We start from the raw sequence: 20952 nt of genomic DNA on the forward strand, positions 1-20952 counted from the left end.
ACAAAGAGTGACGGGCTGCTTACTTCAGAGCGGCCGCGTAGATATCTGGCTTGAAGCCAATCAGGGTTCGGTCACCGAGATCGAGCACCGGGCGCTTGATCATCGAGGGTTGAGCGAGCATCAGTTCGATGGCTTTCGATTGGTCGAGATCGGCTTTGCGTTCGTCGTCGAGTTTGCGAAAGGTCGTGCCTGCGCGGTTCAACACCGTTTGCCAGCCATGCTCGTCACACCATTGGGTCAGGTGTTCACGGTCGATGCCGGCGGTTTTGTAATCGTGAAAGTCGTAGCTGACAGCGTGCTCATCAAGCCAGGTGCGCGCCTTTTTCATGGTGTCGCAGGCTTTGATGCCGAAAAGGTGCAACGTTTTACTTGAAACGGTCAAGGAATTGCCCCCTTTACAGGTGCTGGAGAAAAATGGTGTCGGATTATGCCATGACCAAACGGTTTCGTCGGCCACGGTTGTCGTAACGCTGCAAAACCTGTGGGAGCGAGCCTGCTCGCGAAGGGGCCGTGTCAGGCAATATCTCTGTTGAATGACGCACCGCATTCGCGAGCAGGCTCGCTCCCACAAGGGGACTGCGTTCCAGCAGCTGCGACATAGGTGCAAGGGTCAGACGCATGCTAAACGGCTAATATGGCAGTTCAACGCTGTCGATTGTCTGAGATTTCCGCTTTATGCAAACCGCTTACACCGTCCTGATCCTGCTGATGCTGGTCAGCGTCTCGCGTCTGGTCGGACGGGTCATCCCGTTGCCACTGCCACTGGTGCAGATCGCCGCCGGCGCTTTGCTCGCCTGGCCGACCCTCGGTCTGCATGTGGCCCTTGATCCCGAACTGTTCCTGTTTCTGTTCCTGCCACCGCTGCTGTTTTCCGATGGCTGGCGCATGCCCAAACGCGAGTTCTGGCATCTGCGCGGGCCGATTCTGACGCTGGCGGTGGGTCTGGTGCTGTTCACCGTGGTCGGTGCCGGCTACTTCATTCATTGGTTGATGCCGAGCATTCCGCTGGCGGTGGCCTTCGCACTCGCCGCTGTGCTGTCGCCGACCGACGCGGTGGCGGTCTCGGCGATTTCACAGAATCGCTTGCCGACGCCGCTCATGCATATCTTGCAGGGCGAAGCGTTGATGAACGACGCCTCGGGCCTGGTAACGTTCAAATTCGCGCTGGCCGCGGCGATCACCGGGGCGTTCTCGTTGGCCAATGCCAGCCTGACGTTTGTGCTGGTGGCAGTCGGCGGGCTGGCAGTCGGCGTGGCACTGAGCTGGCTGGTCGGGCGCTTGCGCGCGTGGATGATTGCCCGGGGCTGGGACGATCCGGCCACCCACGTGGTGTTCATGTTGCTGCTGCCGTTCGCCGCGTATGTACTGGCCGAGCGACTGGGTGCCTCGGGTATCCTTTCGGCGGTGGCGGCGGGGATGATGCAGAGCTGGCTCGATCTGCTGCCACGGCAGACGAGCACCCGCCTGCTCAACCGCAGTGTCTGGTCGCTTCTGGAATTTGCTTTCAACGGATTGATCTTTCTGCTGCTGGGCCTGCAATTGCCGGACATCATCAAAGCGGTGGTCAGTCACGAGCCGACGTTATGGCCGACCCTGTTCTATCGCTGTCTCGACGTGGTGGCGATCTTTCTTGCATTGGTCCTGCTGCGGTTCATCTGGGTACAGAGCATCTGGCGCTTGTCGGTGCTGCTGCGGCGTTTGCGTGGCAAGAACGAGCTGACTCAGGTGCCGACAGCGCGCTCCTGCTGGCTGTTGACGGTCGGCGGCGTGCGCGGTGCGGTGACGCTGGCGGGTGTGATGTCGGTGCCGATGTTGATGGGCTCGGAGGCGTTTCCCGAGCGTGATCTGCTGATCTTCATCGCTGCCGGGGTGATTCTGCTGTCGCTGATCTGCGCCTGCATCGCCTTGCCGTTGCTTTTGCGCGGCATTGAGAAAAGCCCGGACGACAAGCGGCGCCAGGAAGTGCGCGACGCCTGGCGCAAGACCGCCGAGGCAGCGATTCATGCGCTGGAAACCGAGGAGGTCGGCCCGCAGGATGCAGCGCAGGCCGCACTCGCGGCAGAACTCAAGGCGCGGATCATGTCCGAGTACCGCCATCAGCTCGATGTCTTCAACGACTCGGCCGAAGCACAGGCCCTGGCGTTTCAGATGGATCTGCTCGAGCGTCGTTTACGCCTCAAGGCACTGCGCGCGCAACGTCTGGAACTCTACAGCCTCAGCCGTCATCACCAGATCGGTGATGACGTATTGCGCGAGGTATTAGGTGAGCTTGATTTGAGTGAGGCCAATCTGGGAACGTTGAAGTAGTCCCGCATGGGTGTTGATCGGATTGCGGGTTTTATCGGGGATAAACGGTTCGCGCCATGTGTATATCCAATCTACTTAGTTCGGTGTTTTCAGTGACCTCAAATACTCCGTCGGTGAAGGTTTTTTCTATCGGATAGTGCATGATCGACTTTGGATCATAAGCGGTCACAGACATCTTTTGATTGATCTTGGTGAAGAAGTTTTCGTCAATGGCGGCTCTGCTCATGCCGAGTCGAGTGAAGTGGTCGTAAACCTTTTGCTTGTTCCAGGGGATGTTGGCGTACGGGTGCAAATGCTCGTGTTCGAAGCCCAGGGCGTGGCCGAACTCGTGCAGTAATACCGTTCTGAATCTGCTGCTGCCTGGCTTTTCGGCAATGTACATCGTTGGATTCTGCACATCGACGGTGAGTGCGTCTGTGCCAACGGCAGAGCTGTTGTCACTGGTTTTGGTCTTGATGCGAATGTCGGCATCGCGCTCGCTCGTGAACACGATATCCAGGTTGATATGGTTACCCCATTCCCGAATGACTTCCCGATACTGCGTTTGCTCTTCGTTCGTCAGGTTATCGAGAAACGTGACGCTAAGCGTCCTGAACGCTTTCCATACCTTTCCATCAAGGGCCACGCCCAGTAAGGAAATACCCTGCCTGCTGACGTTGGCAGGGTTCTCGGCAAGCGCGGCCTGATAGGAAAGACTTTGGCTTTTCGGCGGCAGTGTCGTGCAGATTTTGCAGTCTGGCATTCTTGAAGTCCTTTTTAAGTAATGCATGAGGTAGGTGGTTTTGATGAAGCCTGACGTCCTGTCAGGCATCGGGGTGTGGATAAGCGGCGGCCATGAAAGCCTTGTCTTTGTCGCTGAGCTGCAGATTCAGCTGAATCTGGAAGTCACCCTGGGTCCAGCTCTGGCGGATGGCGTAGTGCATGATGGACTTCGGGTCGTAAGTCGAGTTGTCGACTTCACTGGCATCGAGAAGATTGAAATAGCGCTCGTCGATGTTGCTGCGAGCCAGATCATCATCATCATCTTCTGCGCCAAAGTGCTCGTAGACGGCTTGCTTGTCCCAGGGAATGGTCATTTGTGGGTGCAGATGTTCATGTTCGGCACCCAGTACGTGACCAAACTCATGCAAGGCATTGGCCATGAAGAACTTGGGCGACAAGTTGTGATCAGGCGAAAGATTCATGGTTGCTTCGCTTTGATCATCTTGGGTCAATGCGTCAGTACCGATCAACGACCAGTAGTCGCCGTTGTCATCGGATATGCGAATCTCGGCATCGCCTTCATCAACAAAGTCGAAGTTCAGATTGATAAACGCTGTCCATGTTGCTGCCGCCGCGCGGATGGCTTGCTTGTAGGCTGCGTCACCCGCTAGCACGCGAACGCGCAGGGTTCGGCCGGGTGCCCAGAGTTTGCGGTGCTTGATCGCGGCTCTTTTCTGACGACCGCCGGACGTACCGCGATTGGCGGAGTTCTCGTTGATGGCCGCTTGGTAGGACACATTAATGTCTTGCGGTGCTTTAACAAGACAATCTTTTATATCATCCATGAATTACTTTCCGTAGTTGATGATTTGCTGTTTGGTTTATTAATGGGATTTGATATTTAAACAACCAGGTTCAGCTTGAGCGGACAGAGTAAGTATCGATGGGGGAGATAGGAAGATGAAAGAAGAGTTGATGTGTTGCGTAGTGTTTGTTTCCGCACGACATTGCGTCGTGCGGAAATATATAAACGCTTGTTAGCGACGCTTGATGAAGTCGCGAATACGTTCCGCAGCCTCGACACATTCTGCCAGCGGCGCAACCAGCGCCATGCGCACGCGACCTGCGCCCGGGTTGACCCCATCGACATCGCGGGACAGGTAAGAACCCGGGACTACGGTCACGTGTTCCTGTTCGAACAGATCGCGGCAGAACGCAGCATCGTCATCCTGCACGTTCGGCCACAGGTAGAAGCTGCCATCCGGACGCTGGACGTCCATCACCGGACTGAGGATTGCCAGCACGGCGTCGAATTTCTCGCGGTACAGCGCGCGGTTGGCGCGAACGTGGACTTCATCGTTCCAGGCGGCAACAGAGGCCAATTGGGTTTGTACCGGCATCGCGCAGCCATGGTAGGTGCGATACAGCAGGAAGCCCTTGAGGATATCGGCGTCGCCGGCAACGAAACCGGAACGCAGGCCCGGCAGGTTGGAGCGTTTGGACAGGCTATGGAACACCACGCAGCGTTTGAAATCCTTGCGGCCCAACTCAACGCAGGCCGTCAGCAGGCCCGGCGGCGGGGTCTGTTCTTCGAAATACAGTTCGCTGTAGCACTCGTCGGCGGCGATCACGAAGTCGTATTCGTCAGCCAGGGCGATCAGTTTCTTTAATACATCGACCGGGATCAGCGCGCCGGTCGGGTTGCCTGGAGAGCACAGAAAAAGGATCTGGCAGCGCTTCCAGATGTCTGGCGACACCGCATCGAAATCCGGGTTGAAGCCGTTCTCGTCAAGGCACGGCAGATAGTGCGGTTTGGCCCCGGCGAGGAACGCCGCACCTTCGTAGATCTGATAGAACGGGTTCGGGCTGACTACCAGAGCGTCATCACCGCGATTGACTACGGTCTGGGTGAAGGCGAACAGCGCTTCGCGGGTGCCGTTGACCGGCAGTACGTTACGCGCCGGATCGATCCAGCCGCTTGGCACGCCAAAGCGACGCTCGCACCAGCCGGCGATTGCTTCGCGCAGGGCCGGGATGCCGAGAGTGGTCGGGTAGACCGCCATCTGATCCAGGTTGTTCGCCAGCGCTTCGGCGACAAAGCTCGGCGAGCGATGTTTCGGCTCGCCGATCGACAGGGCGATCGGGCGTTTGTCCGGGTTCGGGGTCACGGTGCCGAGCAGGGCGCGGAGCTTTTCGAACGGGTAAGGCTGGAGCTGGTTCAGAGCGTTGTTCATGGGGGCCTCGTTGAATGTGGGAGGGATTGCCTCAATACCCGCCATCCACAAAACCTGTAGGAGTGAGCCTGCTCGCGATGAGGAAGACTCATTCAATATCTATGCAGCTGATGAACCGCTATCGCGAGCAGGCTCACTCCTACAAGGGGTTTGTTGAACAGGCTGGTATCGGAGTCTTCCTTCCCACAGGAGTAATGGTTACTTCAATTCAAATACTGATACGCGAAAGCTTGATATCGGGTTCCTGATTGACGCTCAACTGCTCAACGATCGCATCCTGCAAGCGGCTGCACAGCAGCGGGTCGGACAGCGGCTGATTGTGCGCATCGGTGATGAAGAACACGTCTTCCACTCGCTCGCCCAGTGTCGCAATCTTGGCGTTCTGCAGCGACAGGTCGAATTCAAGGAAAATTCCGCCGATCCGCGCCAGCAGTCCCGGGCGATCAGGTGCGGTCAATTCCAGCACCGTCACCGGGCGTTGCGCGTCGTTGTGGATCGTCACTTGCGGCGCAAAGGCGAAATGCTTGAGCTGGCGCGGCACCCGGCGCTGAATGATCGTCGGGTAGTCATCCGGGTTGCGCAGGGCTTCGGTCAGGCCTTCGCGGATCTGCTTGACCCGCGCCGGGTTGTCGCCGATGGATTCGCCTTCGTTGTCGAGCACGATGTAGGTGTCGAGGGTGAACTGGCTGCTCGACGTGATGACCCGGGCGTCGTGAATGTTCAGGTTGAGCTGATCCATCGCGGCCACGGTCACGGCGAAGAAGTCATGCTGATCCGGTGCATAAATGAAGATCTGCGTGCCGCCCTCGAACTCGCGCTGAGTGGTTTCCTTGATCAGTACCAGCGGCCCGCCATCGACGGGCTGCTGCAGGATCGCGTCGCTGTGCCAGGCCACATCGCCAGCGGTGTGGCGCAGGAAATAGTCATCACCCAACTGCGCCCATAACTGCTCGACGTCGTCCGGATCGGTGCCGCCTCGCACCAGAATATCCAGGGCCGCGCTTTGGGTCTGGCGGATCTGCTCTTCGCGATCCACCGGGTTTTCCAGACCACGACGCAGGGCGCGTTTGGTTTCGGTGTAGAGCTGACGCAACAGGCTGGCGCGCCACGAGTTCCACAGCGTCGGGTTGGTCGCGTTGATGTCGGCCACGGTCAGCACGTAGAGGTAGTCGAGACGGGTTTCATCGCCGACCGCCAGGGCAAAATCGTGAATCACCTGCGGATCGGACAAGTCCTTGCGCTGGGCGGTGGTCGACATCACCAAGTGGTTCTGCACCAGCCAGACGATCAGGCGACTGTCCCACACCGGCAACTGATGGCGCTGGCAGAACGCTTCGGCATCGACCGCGCCGATCTCCGAGTGGTCGCCGTGTCGCCCCTTGCCGATGTCGTGGTACAGACCGGCCATGTAGATCAGTTCGGGCTTGGGCAGTTTGGCCATGAGTTTGGCGGCCAACGGAAATTTTTCCGACACTTGCGTGTACTGCAATTTGCGCAGGTGCTTGATCAGGTTCAGCGTGTGCGCGTCGACGGTATAAATGTGGAACAGGTCGTGCTGCATCTGCCCGACGATAAAGCCGAACTCCGGCAGATAACGCCCGAGAATGCCGTAACGGTTCATCCGGCGCAGGTTGCGATGGATGCCGATCTTGCACTTGAACAGCTCGATGAACAGGCTGGTGTTGCGAATATCGTTGCGGAAAGTGTCGTCGATCAGATGACGGTTCTCGCGCAGCAGGCGAATGGTATCGGCGCGCACACCTTTGATTTCCGGCTGCTGGGCCATCAGCACGAAGATTTCGAGCATGGCGAACGGTGTGCGGCAGAACACATTGTCGTTTCGCGCTTCGATGTAGCCATCGTGCAGCTGGAAGCGCGAGTTGATCGGCTGTGGCGGGGCTTCGTCTTCCGGCGCGAGGATGACTTCCTCGAAATGCTGAATGATCAGGTCGCTGAGCTGGGCGATGCTCATCACCACGCGAAAGTATTGCTGCATGAAGTTTTCGACCGCTTGTTTCGCGTCGTCACCTTCAAAACCGAGCAAACCGGCAATGGTGCGCTGATGATCGAACAGCAAGCGGTCTTCCGAGCGACCTGCCAGCATGTGCAGCGCATAGCGCACTTTCCAGAGAAATTCCTGAGAGGAGGCGAGCAGGGCGTTTTCGCTCTCGACCAAGAAGCCTTCACCGGCGAGGGCGCGCAGGTTGAGCGTGCCGTATTGGCGACGCGCAACCCAGAGAATCGTCTGAATATCCCGCAGTCCGCCCGGCGAGCCTTTGACGTTGGGTTCCAGGTTGTATTCAGTGTCGTTGTATTTGTGGTGGCGGGCTTTTTGCTCGGCGCGCTTGGCCAGGAAAAACTCCTTGGCCGGCCACATGTGGGCGGTGCTGGTGACATCGAGCATGCGCTGGCGCAGGCGCTCGGGGCCGCAAATGGTGCGGCTTTCCATCAGGTTGGTAACCACGGTCAGATCGGCGCGGGCTTCTTCGGCGCATTCATCGACCGAGCGCACGCTCTGACCGACTTCCAGGCCAATGTCCCACAGCAGCGTCAGAAAACGCTCGATGGAGTCACGAAAGACTTCGTGATCGGCGCTGTCCAGCAGGATCAGCAGATCGATATCGGAATAAGGGTGCAGCTCACCGCGACCATAGCCGCCGACCGCGACCAGCGCGATGTCGGCGTCTTCGCTCCAGTTGAACTGGTCCCAGGCCTTTTGCAGGATGTTGTCGACGAACCAGGCGCGGTCTTCGATCAGGCGGCGAATGTCGCGGCCATTGCGAAAACGCGTGTCGAGTACCTCGCGAGCCTGGCGGATCGCCTTCTTGAACGCCGCGATAGGACTCGCTTTCAGGGCCAGTTCAGCCTGGAACTGGCCGCGGTCGAAGAGTTCGGGATCCACCTGCGGCATCGATTGGCTTTCCTTTTATAAGGCTGGGAGCGGTGTGTGGATCAGGCCGAGATGCGCGGGATGGTATCGTCGGCGCGCAGGGTGAAGATCTCGTAGCCGGTGTCGGTGACCAGCAGGGTATGTTCCCACTGCGCCGACAGCTTGCGGTCCTTGGTGATTGCGGTCCAGCCGTCACCCAATACTTTGGTGTCGGCCTTGCCCTGGTTGATCATCGGCTCGATGGTGAAGGTCATGCCGGCTTTCAGTTCCATGCCGGTGCCGGCGCGGCCGTAGTGCAGAATCTGCGGCTCTTCGTGGAAAACCTTGCCGATGCCATGCCCACAGAACTCGCGAACCACCGAGAAGCCGTTCTTTTCAGCGTGCTTCTGGATCACTTCGCCGATGTCGCCGAGGCGGCAGCCGGGTTTGACGATTTCGATCGCCTTGTACATGCATTCCTGAGTGATCTGTGACAGGCGCTCGGCCCAGACCGGTACTTCGCCGACGTGGAACATGCGGCTGGTGTCGCCGTGGTAGCCGTCCTTGATTACGGTTACATCGATGTTCAGGGTGTCGCCGTTTTTCAGCGGCTTGTCGTTCGGAATGCCGTGGCAGACCACGTGGTTGATCGAGGTGCAGATCGACTTCGGGTAGCCCTTGTAATTCAGCGGGGCAGGGATGGCCTGCTGCACGTTGACGATGTAGTCGTGGCAGATCTGGTTCAGCTCATCGGTGGTGATGCCCGGTTTTACGTGTTCGGCAATCATTTCCAGCACATCGGCGGCCAGTTTGCCGGCGACACGCATGCCAGCGATGTCCTCGGGAGTTTTGAGGTTGACGGTCATACAGGCTCTCTCTGCGCTCGGCGGCGCTTGCTGGTACGAATGGGGTGGCAGTGTTCGTTTTGCGACCCTGAAAAACGCGATTCTAACAGACGCGCGGCGCAATTCAGCGCCTGCGTGCATCGCTTCTCTCTATACAATGGTGCCCCTGAAGCCGATTCCAAGGGGGCTGCGCCCATGTCCTTGGTGCGAATACAGATTTCGTGTTCCGTTTCTGCGCACCCTGTGGTATAAAATGCGCCGCTTTCCGGGGATACCCCGAGAAGCTTAAATCCACACACGTGTCGACACGATGACCTGGGTGCTTTTGGCTTTATGCCACTGGTTGGTCATTGGGATACGTGGAGGCCAAACCCGACTTATTAAGGAACTATCATGTCCCAAGTCAATATGCGCGATATGCTGAAGGCCGGTGTGCACTTCGGTCACCAAACCCGTTACTGGAATCCGAAAATGGGTAAGTACATTTTCGGCGCGCGTAACAAGATTCACATCATCAACCTTGAAAAAACCCTGCCAATGTTCAACGAAGCTCTGACTTTCGTAGAGCGTCTGGCCCAGGGCAAAAACAAGATTCTGTTCGTCGGCACCAAGCGTTCCGCTGGCAAGATCGTTGCTGAAGAAGCAGCACGTTGCGGTTCGCCGTACGTCGATCACCGCTGGTTGGGCGGCATGCTGACCAACTTCAAAACCATTCGTGCTTCCATCAAGCGTCTGCGTGACCTTGAAGTTCAAGCCGAAGACGGTACTTTCGCCAAGCTGACCAAGAAAGAAGCGCTGATGCGCTCCCGTGATCTTGAGAAGCTGGATCGTTCGCTGGGCGGCATCAAGGACATGGGCGGTCTGCCAGACGCACTGTTCGTGATCGACGTTGACCACGAGCGCATCGCGATCACCGAAGCCAACAAGCTGGGCATCCCGGTAATCGGCGTTGTCGATACCAACAGCAGCCCGGAAGGCGTTGACTACATCATCCCAGGCAACGATGACGCAATCCGCGCTATCCAGCTGTACATGGGTTCGATGGCTGACGCAGTGATCCGCGGTCGCAACAATGTTTCCGGCGGCACTGTAGAATTCGCAGCTGAAGAAACTCAGGCTGCAGCTGAGTAATTGACGCCCTGGCGTTGACTCAGTAAGCAAAAAGGGGGCTTGGCCCCCTTTTTGCCACCTCGAAAACCATTTGTCGGCGCCCGCGGCACTATTTGTAATGTGCGGCAGCTAACAAGGGTGGTTCGGGAAGAATTGAACGCCCGTTCGATCGGGTGGAATGGTTGAAAACCTATCCAAGAGGAATTTGAAAATGGCAGCAATTACTGCAGCGTTGGTTAAAGAACTGCGCGAGCGTACCGGCGAAGGCATGATGGATTGCAAGAAAGCCCTGGAAAAGGCTGACGGCGACATCGAAAAAGCCATTGATGACATGCGTGCTTCGGGCGCGATCAAAGCTGCGAAAAAAGCTGGCAACGTTGCCGCTGAAGGCGCAATCGCTATCAAGGACGACGGTAAAGCTGCCGTTATCCTGGAAGTGAACTCGCAGACCGACTTCCTGGCTCTGCAAGACGACTTCAAAAACTTTGTTGCTGCCAGCGTTGAAAAAGCGTTCGCTGACAAACTGACCGAAGCTGCTCCGCTGATCGCTGCTCAAGAAGCCGCTCGCGAAGCACTGGTTGCCAAAGTAGGCGAAAACGTCAACATCCGTCGTCTGACCCGTATCGAAGGTGACGTTGTAGGTTCGTACCTGCACGGCAACAAGATCGGTGTGGTTGTGGCTCTGAAAGGCGGTGACGTCGAGCTGGCCAAAGACATCGCGATGCACGTAGCTGCAAGCAACCCTGAGTTCCTGCTGCCTTCGCAGGTTTCGGCTGAAGCGATCGAGCGTGAAAAAGCTGTGTTCCTGCAGCTGAACGAAGAGAAAATCAAAGGCAAGCCGGAAAACATTGTTGAGAATATGGTCAAAGGCCGTATCAGCAAGTTCCTGGCAGAAGCAAGCCTGGTTGAGCAGGCGTTCGTCAAGAACCCTGAAATCAAGGTTGGCGAGCTGGCCAAGAAAGGCGGCGCAGAAATCGTTTCCTTCACTTACTACAAAGTAGGCGAAGGCATTGAGAAGCCGGTCGACAACTTCGCTGAAGAAGTTGCTGCCCAGCTGGCTGCCGCCAAGCAATAAGACGGTTTTCCAACTGTCGCCCGAAAGAGGCTGCCCGCTTACGCGCGCAGCCTCTTTTCAGATGGGGTTGCCAATTTTTAATTGGTTTCCACTTGGAACTGACTTACAAAGCCATGTTCCGATGGCGCTGAAGCAGCGCCAAGCTAGAGTGAACGCCAGCTGTAAACAGCTCGCAAAGAATTTTTAAATACGCCGCAGGAGAGATTCGCAATGGCTCAGCAGGGCAGTGGTTATCAGGCTCGCTATAAACGCATTCTACTCAAGCTTAGCGGCGAGGCCCTGATGGGCTCGGAAGAGTTCGGGATCGATCCGAAAGTTCTCGATCGCATGGCGCTGGAAGTCGGCCAACTGGTTGGCATCGGCGTGCAGGTCGGTCTGGTGATCGGTGGCGGCAACCTGTTCCGCGGTGAAGCATTGAGCAAAGCCGGTATGGATCGGGTGACAGGCGACCACATGGGCATGCTGGCCACTGTGATGAACGCCCTGGCCATGCGCGACGCGCTGGAACGTGCCAATATTTCGGCCATCGTGATGTCGGCCATTTCCATGGTTGGCGTGACCGATCATTATGATCGCCGCAAAGCCATGCGCCACCTGAACTCCAAGGACGTGGTGATTTTCGCGGCCGGTACCGGTAATCCGTTCTTCACCACGGATTCGGCAGCCTGCCTGCGTGCAATCGAAATCGATGCCGATGTCGTGCTCAAAGCGACCAAGGTCGATGGCGTCTATACCGCTGACCCGTTCAAAGACCCGCATGCCGAGAAGTTCGATCATCTGACTTATGATGAAGTGCTGGATCGCAAGCTGGGTGTAATGGATCTGACAGCTATTTGCCTGTGCCGCGACCACAAGATGCCGCTGCGCGTATTCAACATGAACAAGCCCGGCGCTCTGCTGAACATCGTACACGGCGGCGCTGAAGGCACCCTGATCGAGGAAGGTCAACAATGATCAACGAAATCAAGAAAGACGCTCAAGAGCGCATGCAGAAATCCCTGGACTCTCTGGCCCACGCTTTCGGTCAGATTCGTACCGGCAAGGCTCACCCAAGCATTCTGGGTAGCGTGATGGTGCCTTACTACGGCACTGATACCCCGCTGAGCGGCGTCGCCAACGTCACCGTGAAAGACTCGCGTACTCTTCAAGTCGTGGCCTTCGAGCGCAATATGCTCGCTGCCGTCGATAAAGCGATCCAGAGCGCTGGTCTGAACCTCAATCCGACCAACCTTGGCGAGTTGCTGTTGATCCCGATGCCTGCCCTCACCGAAGAAACCCGCAAAGGTTTCACCAAGCAGGCGCGTAGCGCAGCGGAAGACGCCCGTGTTGCGGTGCGCAACATTCGTCGCGATGCGCTGGGCGATCTGAAGAAGCTGGTCAAGGACAAGGAAATCAGCGAAGACGAAGAGCGTCGTGCTGTCGCTGATATCGACAAGCTGACCAAAGATGCCGAGGCCCAGATCACCAAGGCCACGGACGAGAAAGAAAAAGACCTGATGGCCGTATAAGGGTCGAGCTTTAAATGGACAAGACCAAGCAGACTGCGCCGTCCGCGGTGCCGCGCCATGTCGCGATCATCATGGATGGCAATAATCGCTGGGCGAAAAAACGCTTTATGCCGGGTGTCGCCGGGCATAAAGCGGGCGTGGATGCTGTGCGTGCCGTCATCGAGGTGTGTGCCGAGGCCAAGGTCGAGGTGCTGACCCTGTTCGCGTTTTCCAGTGAGAACTGGCAGCGGCCGGCCGATGAAGTCAGTGCCTTGATGGATCTGTTTTTCAAGGCGTTGCGTCGTGAGGCCAAGCGCCTCAACGACAACAACATAAGCCTGCGCATCATCGGCGATCGTTCGCGCTTTCATCCGGAACTTCAGGCAGCAATGCGTGAAGCTGAAGCGATGACGGCGGGTGCCAACCGTTTCATCCTGCAGATCGCTGCCAATTATGGCGGTCAGTGGGATATTGCGCAGGCTGCTCAGCGTCTGGCGCGTGAAGTCCAGGCCGGGCACCTGCGTCCGGAAGACATCACCCCGGATCTGCTGCAAACCTGTCTGGCAACTGGCGACCTGCCGTTGCCTGATCTGTGCATTCGTACTGGCGGCGAGCATCGCATCAGCAACTTCTTGCTGTGGCAACTGGCTTATGCCGAGTTGTACTTCTCCGACCTGTTCTGGCCGGACTTCAAACACGATGCCATGCGCAATGCGCTGGCTGATTACGCTTCGCGTCAACGTCGTTTCGGTAAAACGAGCGAACAGATCGAAGCTGGAGCCCGGGTTTAATGCTTAAACAACGAATCATTACTGCGCTGATCCTGCTGCCGATCGCCTTGTGCGGGTTTTTCCTGCTCGAAGGTTCGGGCTTTGCACTGTTCATCGGTCTGGTCGTGAGCCTGGGTGCCTGGGAATGGGCGCGTCTGGCGGGTTTCACTGCGCAAGCGTTCCGTGTCGGCTTTGCCGCCGTGGTCGCCTTGATGCTGTTCGTCATGTACATCCTGCCGGGCCTTGCGCCATGGGTGTTGGGTGCGTCCGTGTTGTGGTGGGCGGTGGCGACCTGGCTGGTCCTGACCTATCCGCGTTCGAGCGGGCACTGGTCCAGTGCCGCGAGCAAACTGGTCATTGGTCTGTTGATTCTGCTGCCGGCCTGGCAAGGTCTGGTGCAGATCAAACAGTATCCGCTGGGTAACTGGCTGATCATGGCGGTGATGGTTCTGGTCTGGGGTGCTGACATCGGTGCCTACTTTTCCGGCCGGGCTTTCGGCAAGCGCAAGCTGGCGCCACACGTCAGTCCCGGTAAAAGCTGGGAAGGTGTCTATGGCGGTCTGGCTCTGAGTCTGGTGATTACCGCGATTGTCGGCCTGGTGCGCGACTGGACGGTGGCCGAGTTGCTCAAAGGGCTGATCGGCGCTGCATTGATCGTATTCATTTCGGTTGTGGGCGATCTCACGGAAAGCATGTTCAAGCGTCAATCCGGCATCAAGGACAGCAGTAACCTGCTGCCTGGCCATGGTGGCGTGCTCGATCGTATCGACAGCCTGACCGCGGCCATTCCGGTATTTGCAGTGTTGTTGTGGATGGCTGCACCTTGAGCCGTCCACAGCAGATCACTGTTCTGGGGGCGACCGGCTCGATCGGTTTGAGTACTCTCGATGTCATTGCGCGTCATCCTGAGCGTTATCAGGTGTTTGCGCTCAGCGGTTTCACTCGACTGAGTGAGTTGTTCGCTTTGTGCGTGCGTCATGTGCCGCAGTACGCGGTTGTCCCGCAAGCAGAAGCGGCGCGCAGCCTGCAGGATGACTTGCGGGCGGCCGGGTTGCCGACCCGTGTGCTGGTCGGGGAGGAGGGCTTGTGCCAGGTCGCAGCGGCCCCTGAGGTCGATGCTGTCATGGCGGCCATCGTGGGTGCCGCCGGGCTGCGTCCAACGCTGGCGGCGGTCGAGGCGGGCAAGAAGATTCTTCTGGCCAACAAGGAAGCGCTGGTAATGTCCGGCGCCTTGTTCATGCAAGCCGTGCGTAAAAGCGGTTCGGTGCTGCTACCGATCGACAGCGAACACAATGCGATTTTCCAGTGCATGCCGCAGGATTTCGCTCGCGGATTGAGTGCTGTAGGGGTGCGTCGGATTTTGCTGACCGCTTCTGGTGGTCCTTTCCGGCAGACGCCAATGGCCGAGTTGGCGCACGTTTCGCCTGATCAGGCCTGTGCGCACCCGAACTGGTCCATGGGGCGCAAGATTTCCGTGGATTCGGCGAGCATGATGAACAAAGGACTTGAATTGATCGAGGCCTGCTGGCTGTTCGATGCCAAGCCTGCGCAGGTCGAGGTGGTGATTCACCCGCAGAGCGTGATCCATTCGTTGGTCGATTACGTGGATGGTTCGGTGCTGGCGCAGTTGGGCAACCCCGATATGCGTACACCGATTGCCAATGCGCTGGCCTGGCCTGAACGCATCGACTCCGGTGTTGCGCCGCTGGATCTGTTTGCGATTGCCCGGCTGGATTTCGAAGCGCCGGATGAAGAGCGCTTTCCATGCCTGCGTCTGGCTCGTCAAGCTGCTGAAGCAGGCGACAGCGCGCCGGCGATGTTGAATGCGGCCAATGAGGTCGCCGTGGCAGCGTTTCTCGACGGACGGGTTCGTTACCTCGAAATCGCGAGTATCATCGACGAAGTCTTGAATCTCGAACCGGTGGTCGCACTGGATGATCTCGAAACAGTGTTCATCGCGGACGCGAAAGCGCGAGTACTGGCTGAACAGTGGTTGAGTCGTCACAACCGATAGGTTTTGCAACACAATGGCTACACGCGGCACTGAACAGGATTGCGGAGAAAGTAGATGAGCGCGCTCTATATGATTGCCGGCACCCTGATCGCCTTGGGAGTGCTGGTCACTTTTCACGAATTCGGCCATTTCTGGGTCGCGCGTCGCTGTGGCGTCAAGGTTCTGCGTTTTTCCGTAGGCTTCGGCATGCCGCTGCTGCGCTGGCACGACAAGCAAGGCACCGAGTTTGTTGTTGCCGCGATCCCGTTGGGTGGCTACGTCAAGATGCTCGATGAGCGCGAAGGCGAAGTACCGGTCGATCAGCTGGATCAGTCGTTCAATCGCAAGTCCGTGCGTCAGCGTATCGCTATTGTGGCGGCGGGTCCCATCGCCAACTTTCTGTTGGCCCTGGTGTTTTTCTGGGTGCTGGCCATGCTCGGCAGCGAGCAGATACGTCCGGTTATCGGTGCGGTCGAGTCCGGCAGCATCGCCGCCAAGGCTGGCTTGACTTCAGGCCAGGAAATTGTCGCCATCGATGGAGAGCCGACGTCGGGTTGGGCGGCTGTCAATTTGCAGTTGGTGCGTCGTCTCGGCGAAAGCGGTTCCTTGCAGTTGATGGTGCGCGATCAAGGTTCCACCGCGGATTCGCCGCGTGAACTGGCGCTGGATCACTGGCTCAAAGGTGCCGATGAGCCGGATCCGATTCGCTCGCTGGGTATTCGTCCATGGCGTCCGGCACTGCCGCCGGTACTTGCCGAACTTGATCCGAAAGGTCCGGCGCAGGCGGCGGGTCTGAAAACCGGTGATCGTTTGCTCGCCCTTGATGGTCAGGCGCTGAACGACTGGCAGCAGGTGGTCGATACCGTTCGTACGCGTCCTGATACCAAAATCATGCTGCGCATCGAGCGCGACGGTGCTCAAATCGACGTCCCGGTCACCCTCGCGGCGCGCGGTGAAAGCAAGTCGCCAAGCGGATATCTGGGCGCTGGTGTAAAAGCTGTCGACTGGCCACCGGAGATGATCCGCGAGGTCAGTTACGGGCCTTTGGCCGCGATTGGCGAGGGCGCCCGTCGTACTTGGACCATGAGCATCCTGACGCTGGATTCACTGAAGAAAATGCTCTTCGGCGAGCTCTCGGTAAAAAACTTGAGTGGACCGATAACCATTGCTAAAGTGGCGGGCGCTTCTGCCCAGTCGGGCGTCGCTGATTTCCTGAATTTCCTTGCTTATCTGAGTATTAGCCTGGGCGTTCTGAATTTGCTGCCCATTCCTGTACTGGATGGGGGGCATTTGTTGTTTTATCTGATCGAGTGGGCGCGTGGTCGTCCCTTGTCGGATCGGGTGCAAGGTTGGGGGATACAGATCGGTATCAGTTTGGTGGTCGGAGTGATGTTGCTTGCTCTGGTCAACGATCTGGGTCGACTGTAACGCTTCGCTGAATTGCGAATCTGCCGCATTTTGCGGCAGTTTGTTTATTGCCAGTTGGAATAAGAAAGGACTTCATGAAACGTCTGCTGCTAACTGCGGTTCTCACCGTATTGATGATCGCCGAAGTTCACGCCGAGTCCTTCACTATCTCTGATATTCGCGTCAATGGCCTCCAGCGGGTCTCCGCGGGTAGCGTCTTTGGTGCCTTGCCGTTGAACGTCGGCGAGCAGGCGGATGATCGTCGCCTGGTGGAATCCACTCGTGCGTTGTTCAAAACCGGTTTCTTTCAAGATATCCAGCTGGGCCGCGAAGGCAACGTCCTGGTAATCACGGTTGTCGAGCGCCCATCCGTCGCCAGTATCGAGATCGAAGGTAACAAGGCGATCTCCACTGAAGACCTGATGAAGGGCCTCAAGCAATCCGGTCTGGCCGAAGGCGAGATCTTCCAGCGTGCCACCCTCGAAGGCGTGCGTAACGAACTGCAACGTCAGTACGTTGCGCAAGGCCGCTATTCGGCTACCGTCGATACCGAAGTGGTATCGCAGCCGCGTAACCGTGTCGGTCTGAAAGTGAAGATCAACGAAGGCACCGTTGCGGCTATTCAGCATATCAACGTGGTAGGCAACACGGTGTTCCCCGAGGAAGACCTGACCGACCTGTTCGAACTGAAAACCACCAACTGGCTGTCGTTCTTCAAGAACGACGACAAGTACGCCCGTGAAAAGCTTTCCGGCGACCTGGAGCGTCTGCGTTCCTACTACCTGGACCGTGGCTATATCAACATGGATATCGCTTCGACCCAGGTGTCCATCACCCCGGACAAGAAGCACGTCTATATCACCGTCAACGTGACCGAAGGCGAGAAGTACACCGTTCGTGACGTCAAGCTCAGCGGTGATCTGAAAGTCCCTGAAGATCAGGTCAAGTCCCTGTTGCTGGTACAGAAAGGCCAGGTGTTCTCGCGCAAGCTGATGACCACCACTTCCGAGTTGATCACCCGCCGTCTGGGTAACGAGGGTTACACCTTCGCCAACGTCAACGGCGTACCTCAGCCACACGATGAAGACCACACTGTCGACATCCTGTTTGCTGTCGATCCAGGCAAGCGTGCCTACGTCAACCGTATCAACTTCCGTGGCAACACCAAGTCCGAAGACGAAGTGCTGCGTCGTGAAATGCGCCAGATGGAAGGCGGCTGGGCTTCGACCTACCTGATCGACCAGTCCAAGACCCGTCTTGAGCGTCTGGGCTTCTTCAAGGAAGTCAACGTTGAAACCCCTGCTGTTCCGGGTGTCGACGACCAGGTTGACGTGAACTACGCCGTTGAAGAACAGGCTTCCGGTTCGATTACCGCCAGCGTCGGTTTTGCGCAGAGTGCCGGTCTGATCCTTGGTGGTTCGATTACCCAGAACAACTTCCTCGGTACCGGTAACCGCGTCAGCGTCGGCCTGACCCGAAGTGAATACCAGAGCCGCTACAACTTCGGCTACGTTGACCCGTACTGGACCGCCGATGGCGTGAGCCTGGGCTACAACGCGTTCTATCGCACCACCGACTACAAAGACCTCGACGTCGACGTAGCAAGCTATGCGGTAGACAGCCTGGGCGCTGGCGTCAATATCGGTTACCCGATCAGCGAGACTTCGCGCCTGACCTTCGGTCTGTCCGCTCAGCAGGACGAGATCAAGACCGGTACTTACACCGTTGACGAGATTTTCGACTTCGTTAACAAGGAAGGCGACAAGTACCTGAACTTCAAGGCTTCGGCCGGCTGGTCCGAGTCGACCCTGAACAAGGGCGTATTGCCGACCCGTGGTCGTTCCCAGAGCCTGACCCTGGAATCCACCATTCCGGGCAGTGACCTGTCGTTCTTCAAACTTGATTACCGTGGTCAGCTGTTCCAGCCGATCACCGAGAATTACACCCTGCGTCTGCATACCGAACTCGGTTATGGCGACGGTTACGGTTCGACTGACGGCTTGCCGTTCTATGAAAACTACTATGCTGGTGGTTTCAACTCGGTTCGTGGCTTCAAGGACAGCACCCTCGGTCCGCGCAGTACGCCAAGCCGTGGCACCAACCCGGGTACGCTGGCTGACCCGGACCAGGACCCGCTGCCGTTCGGCGGTAACGTCCTGATCCAGGGTGGTGTCGAGGTTCTGTTCCCGCTGCCATTCGTCAAGGATCAGCGTTCCCTGCGTACTTCGGTATTCTGGGATGTGGGTAACGTATTTGACTCGCAGTGCAAGGACACTACCAATGCCAACGGCTCGACGTCGAACACCAAGTGCAACGACATCAGCCTGAGCAACATGGCAAGTTCCGTGGGTGTGGGTGTGACCTGGGTCACCGCACTGGGTCCTCTGAGCTTCGCGTTGGCCATGCCGATCAAGAAACCGGATGACGCTGAAACTCAAGTGTTCCAATTCTCCCTCGGCCAGACGTTCTAAGCGTCTGACCCAAGATAACGACAATGGATTTTGTAGGAGTGCATCGTGCGTAAGTTGACTCAATTGGTTCTCCTGGCCTCCTTGATGGTGGCAGGCCCGGCATTTGCCGACATGAAAATCGCCGTTCTGAACTATCAGATGGCTTTGCTGGAATCTGACGCGGCCAAGAAGTACGCCGTGGATGCCGAGAAGAAGTTCGGTCCGCAACTGACCAAGCTGAAAACCCTGGAAAGCAGCGCCAAAGGCATTCAGGACCGTCTGATGGCTGGTGGCGACAAGATGCAGCAAGGCGAACGTGAGCGTCTGGAGCTGGAGTTCAAGCAAAAGGCCCGTGATTTCCAGTTCCAGTCCAAAGAACTGAACGAAGCCAAGGCTGTTGCCGACCGCGAAATGCTCAAGCAACTGAAGCCGAAACTGGATAGCGCAGTGGAAGAAGTCATCAAGAAAGGTGGTTTTGACCTGGTGTTCGAGCGTGGCGCAGTGATCGATGTCAAACCTCAGTACGACATCACGCGCCAGGTTATCGAGCGCATGAATCAGCTGAAGTAACCCATGACCGTGACTATAAAGCTCGGCCAGTTGGCCGAGTTCCTCGGCGCCACCCTGCGTGGCGACCCGGAGAAGCAAATTACTGGGCTAGCCACTTTGCAAGAGGCTGGCCCAGCTCAGTTGAGCTTTCTGGCAAATCCTCAATATCGCAAGTACCTGGCTGGTTCGCAGGCAGCGGCCCTGTTGCTCAAGGAAGCTGACGCCGAAGGTTTCGCCGGTAATGCGTTGGTCGTGCCTGATCCTTATCTGGCGTACGCGCGTATCTCGCACTTGTTCGACCCCAAACCAAAAGCCGCGGCGGGTATCCACCCATCGGCGGTCATTGCGGACGATGCAGTGGTTGATCCAACCGCCAGCATCGGCCCGTTCGTGGTGATCGAAGCAGGTGCGCAGATCGGTGCTCAAGTGACCTTGGGTGCACATTGCTTCATCGGTGCGCGCAGTGAAATTGGTGAAGGCGGCTGGCTTGCGCCGCGCGTGACCCTGTATCACGACGTGCGCATCGGCAAGCGGGTGGTGATCCAGTCCGGTGCGGTACTCGGTGGTGAGGGCTTCGGCTTCGCCAACGAAAAAGGCATCTGGCAGAAAATCGCCCAGATTGGCGGCGTGACCATCGGCGACGATGTCGAGATTGGTGTAAATACCGCGATCGACCGTGGTGCGCTCGCCGACACCGTAATCGGCAATGGTGTGAAACTCGACAACCAGATTCAGATTGCGCATAACGTCCAGGTCGGTGATCACACCGCGATGGCCGCGTGTGTCGGTATCTCCGGCAGCACCAAAATCGGCAAGCACTGCATGCTCGCCGGCGGTGTTGGTCTGGTTGGCCACATTGATATTTGCGACAACGTTTTCCTCACCGGGATGACCATGGTGACCCACTCGATTACCGAGCCAGGCGCCTACTCTTCCGGTACAGCCATGCAACCGGCGGCCGAATGGCGCAAAAGCGCGGCCCGCATCCGTCAGCTCGATGACATCGCGCGACGTTTGAAACAGCTGGAAAAGCGCGTAGGGGAAGTGACCCCTGACGGCAATGCTTCATCAGATGGCTGATACCATTTCCATATCAAGTGTGCACAGCCTCTAGACTGCCTCCTTGATTTGCTAGAGGAGTGCGCGTCAGTCGC

The 20952-nt window shown here is 57.5% G+C and carries 18 protein-coding genes; 12 read left to right on the forward strand and 6 right to left on the reverse strand.

Annotation, left to right across the window (positions count from 1 at the left end; genetic code table 11):
* Positions 1–19 precede the first annotated feature (19 nt).
* The gene (locus tag CQ009_RS15665; protein WP_003222107.1) at positions 20–382 is read right to left on the reverse strand and encodes an ArsC family reductase; all 363 of its coding nucleotides are present in this window, start codon (positions 380–382) and stop codon (positions 20–22) included.
* A gap of 293 nt (positions 383–675) precedes the next feature.
* Between CQ009_RS15665 and CQ009_RS15675 the strand changes: the two genes are divergently transcribed.
* A complete protein-coding gene (locus tag CQ009_RS15675; RefSeq protein ID WP_105707330.1) occupies positions 676–2307 on the forward strand; it encodes a Na+/H+ antiporter in 1632 nt (543 codons plus the stop codon).
* Positions 2308–2338: 31 nt separating this feature from the next.
* Here CQ009_RS15675 and CQ009_RS15680 read toward each other — a convergent pair whose 3' ends face one another.
* From CQ009_RS15680 to map, 5 genes are all read right to left on the reverse strand, one after another.
* On the reverse strand, positions 2339–3049 hold the full coding sequence (locus tag CQ009_RS15680; protein ID WP_158260933.1) for a M12 family metallopeptidase: 711 nt from the start codon (positions 3047–3049) through the stop codon (positions 2339–2341).
* A 61-nt stretch (positions 3050–3110) separates the two neighbouring features.
* A complete protein-coding gene (locus CQ009_RS15685; RefSeq protein ID WP_236708345.1) occupies positions 3111–3806 on the reverse strand; it encodes a hypothetical protein in 696 nt (231 codons plus the stop codon).
* 240 nt (positions 3807–4046) lie between these two features.
* Positions 4047–5243, reverse strand: coding sequence for a succinyldiaminopimelate transaminase (gene dapC, locus CQ009_RS15690; RefSeq protein WP_064393194.1), 1197 nt, complete (start codon positions 5241–5243; stop codon positions 4047–4049).
* A 208-nt stretch (positions 5244–5451) separates the two neighbouring features.
* Entirely contained in the window at positions 5452–8154 is a 2703-nt protein-coding gene (locus tag CQ009_RS15695; protein WP_064393193.1) for a [protein-PII] uridylyltransferase, read from the reverse strand.
* 41 nt (positions 8155–8195) lie between these two features.
* On the reverse strand, positions 8196–8978 hold the full coding sequence (gene map / locus CQ009_RS15700) for a type I methionyl aminopeptidase (RefSeq protein WP_105707334.1): 783 nt from the start codon (positions 8976–8978) through the stop codon (positions 8196–8198).
* A gap of 372 nt (positions 8979–9350) precedes the next feature.
* On the opposite strand from map, the gene rpsB reads away from it, so the two are divergent.
* The 11 genes from rpsB to lpxD all read left to right on the forward strand — a co-directional run bounded on the left by rpsB (position 9351) and on the right by lpxD (position 20878).
* Positions 9351–10088: a 30S ribosomal protein S2 gene (gene rpsB / locus CQ009_RS15705; protein WP_064393191.1), complete on the forward strand. Its 738-nt coding sequence runs from the start codon at positions 9351–9353 to the stop codon at positions 10086–10088.
* A gap of 190 nt (positions 10089–10278) precedes the next feature.
* Positions 10279–11142: a translation elongation factor Ts gene (gene tsf / locus CQ009_RS15710; RefSeq protein WP_064393190.1), complete on the forward strand. Its 864-nt coding sequence runs from the start codon at positions 10279–10281 to the stop codon at positions 11140–11142.
* 210 nt (positions 11143–11352) lie between these two features.
* On the forward strand, positions 11353–12096 hold the full coding sequence (pyrH, locus tag CQ009_RS15715; protein WP_003222124.1) for a UMP kinase: 744 nt from the start codon (positions 11353–11355) through the stop codon (positions 12094–12096).
* Positions 12093–12650, forward strand: coding sequence for a ribosome recycling factor (gene frr, locus CQ009_RS15720; protein ID WP_064393189.1), 558 nt, complete (start codon positions 12093–12095; stop codon positions 12648–12650). Before pyrH ends, frr begins: the two co-directional genes overlap by 4 nt.
* A 14-nt stretch (positions 12651–12664) precedes the next feature.
* The gene (gene uppS, locus CQ009_RS15725) at positions 12665–13420 is read left to right on the forward strand and encodes a polyprenyl diphosphate synthase (protein WP_064393188.1); all 756 of its coding nucleotides are present in this window, start codon (positions 12665–12667) and stop codon (positions 13418–13420) included.
* The gene (locus CQ009_RS15730) at positions 13420–14226 is read left to right on the forward strand and encodes a phosphatidate cytidylyltransferase (protein WP_064393187.1); all 807 of its coding nucleotides are present in this window, start codon (positions 13420–13422) and stop codon (positions 14224–14226) included. Before uppS ends, CQ009_RS15730 begins: the two co-directional genes overlap by 1 nt.
* Positions 14223–15413, forward strand: a complete 1191-nt coding sequence (gene ispC / locus CQ009_RS15735) for a 1-deoxy-D-xylulose-5-phosphate reductoisomerase (RefSeq protein ID WP_064393186.1) — start codon at positions 14223–14225, stop codon at positions 15411–15413. Before CQ009_RS15730 ends, ispC begins: the two co-directional genes overlap by 4 nt.
* Before the next feature lie 54 nt (positions 15414–15467).
* Entirely contained in the window at positions 15468–16820 is a 1353-nt protein-coding gene (gene rseP / locus CQ009_RS15740; protein ID WP_064393185.1) for a sigma E protease regulator RseP, read from the forward strand.
* A gap of 74 nt (positions 16821–16894) precedes the next feature.
* Positions 16895–19270 carry an outer membrane protein assembly factor BamA gene (bamA, locus tag CQ009_RS15745; protein ID WP_064393184.1) on the forward strand — a complete coding sequence of 792 codons (2376 nt, stop codon included), beginning with the start codon at positions 16895–16897 and terminating at the stop codon, positions 19268–19270.
* 45 nt (positions 19271–19315) lie between these two features.
* Entirely contained in the window at positions 19316–19819 is a 504-nt protein-coding gene (locus CQ009_RS15750) for an OmpH family outer membrane protein (protein ID WP_007908849.1), read from the forward strand.
* A 3-nt stretch (positions 19820–19822) separates the two neighbouring features.
* On the forward strand, positions 19823–20878 hold the full coding sequence (gene lpxD / locus CQ009_RS15755) for a UDP-3-O-(3-hydroxymyristoyl)glucosamine N-acyltransferase (RefSeq protein WP_064393183.1): 1056 nt from the start codon (positions 19823–19825) through the stop codon (positions 20876–20878).
* Positions 20879–20952 lie beyond the last annotated feature (74 nt).

It is taken from the genome of Pseudomonas sp. MYb2 (assembly GCF_002979955.1).
In the GTDB taxonomy this organism is placed as follows: domain Bacteria; phylum Pseudomonadota; class Gammaproteobacteria; order Pseudomonadales; family Pseudomonadaceae; genus Aquipseudomonas.

Excerpts from the sequence above, each read along its gene's own strand:
- rseP (WP_064393185.1), top strand. The coding sequence starts at position 15,468 with ATGAGCGCGCTCTATATGATTGCCGGCACCCTGATCGCCTTGGGAGTG.
- dapC (WP_064393194.1), bottom strand. The coding sequence starts at position 5,243 with ATGAACAACGCTCTGAACCAGCTCCAGCCTTACCCGTTCGAAAAGCTC.
- tsf (WP_064393190.1), top strand. The coding sequence starts at position 10,279 with ATGGCAGCAATTACTGCAGCGTTGGTTAAAGAACTGCGCGAGCGTACC.
- frr (WP_064393189.1), top strand. The coding sequence starts at position 12,093 with ATGATCAACGAAATCAAGAAAGACGCTCAAGAGCGCATGCAGAAATCC.
- CQ009_RS15730 (WP_064393187.1), top strand. The coding sequence starts at position 13,420 with ATGCTTAAACAACGAATCATTACTGCGCTGATCCTGCTGCCGATCGCC.
- uppS (WP_064393188.1), top strand. The coding sequence starts at position 12,665 with ATGGACAAGACCAAGCAGACTGCGCCGTCCGCGGTGCCGCGCCATGTC.
- CQ009_RS15680 (WP_158260933.1), bottom strand. The coding sequence starts at position 3,049 with ATGCCAGACTGCAAAATCTGCACGACACTGCCGCCGAAAAGCCAAAGT.
- bamA (WP_064393184.1), top strand. The coding sequence starts at position 16,895 with ATGAAACGTCTGCTGCTAACTGCGGTTCTCACCGTATTGATGATCGCC.
- pyrH (WP_003222124.1), top strand. The coding sequence starts at position 11,353 with ATGGCTCAGCAGGGCAGTGGTTATCAGGCTCGCTATAAACGCATTCTA.
- CQ009_RS15675 (WP_105707330.1), top strand. The coding sequence starts at position 676 with ATGCAAACCGCTTACACCGTCCTGATCCTGCTGATGCTGGTCAGCGTC.
- rpsB (WP_064393191.1), top strand. The coding sequence starts at position 9,351 with ATGTCCCAAGTCAATATGCGCGATATGCTGAAGGCCGGTGTGCACTTC.
- lpxD (WP_064393183.1), top strand. The coding sequence starts at position 19,823 with ATGACCGTGACTATAAAGCTCGGCCAGTTGGCCGAGTTCCTCGGCGCC.
- CQ009_RS15695 (WP_064393193.1), bottom strand. The coding sequence starts at position 8,154 with ATGCCGCAGGTGGATCCCGAACTCTTCGACCGCGGCCAGTTCCAGGCT.
- map (WP_105707334.1), bottom strand. The coding sequence starts at position 8,978 with ATGACCGTCAACCTCAAAACTCCCGAGGACATCGCTGGCATGCGTGTC.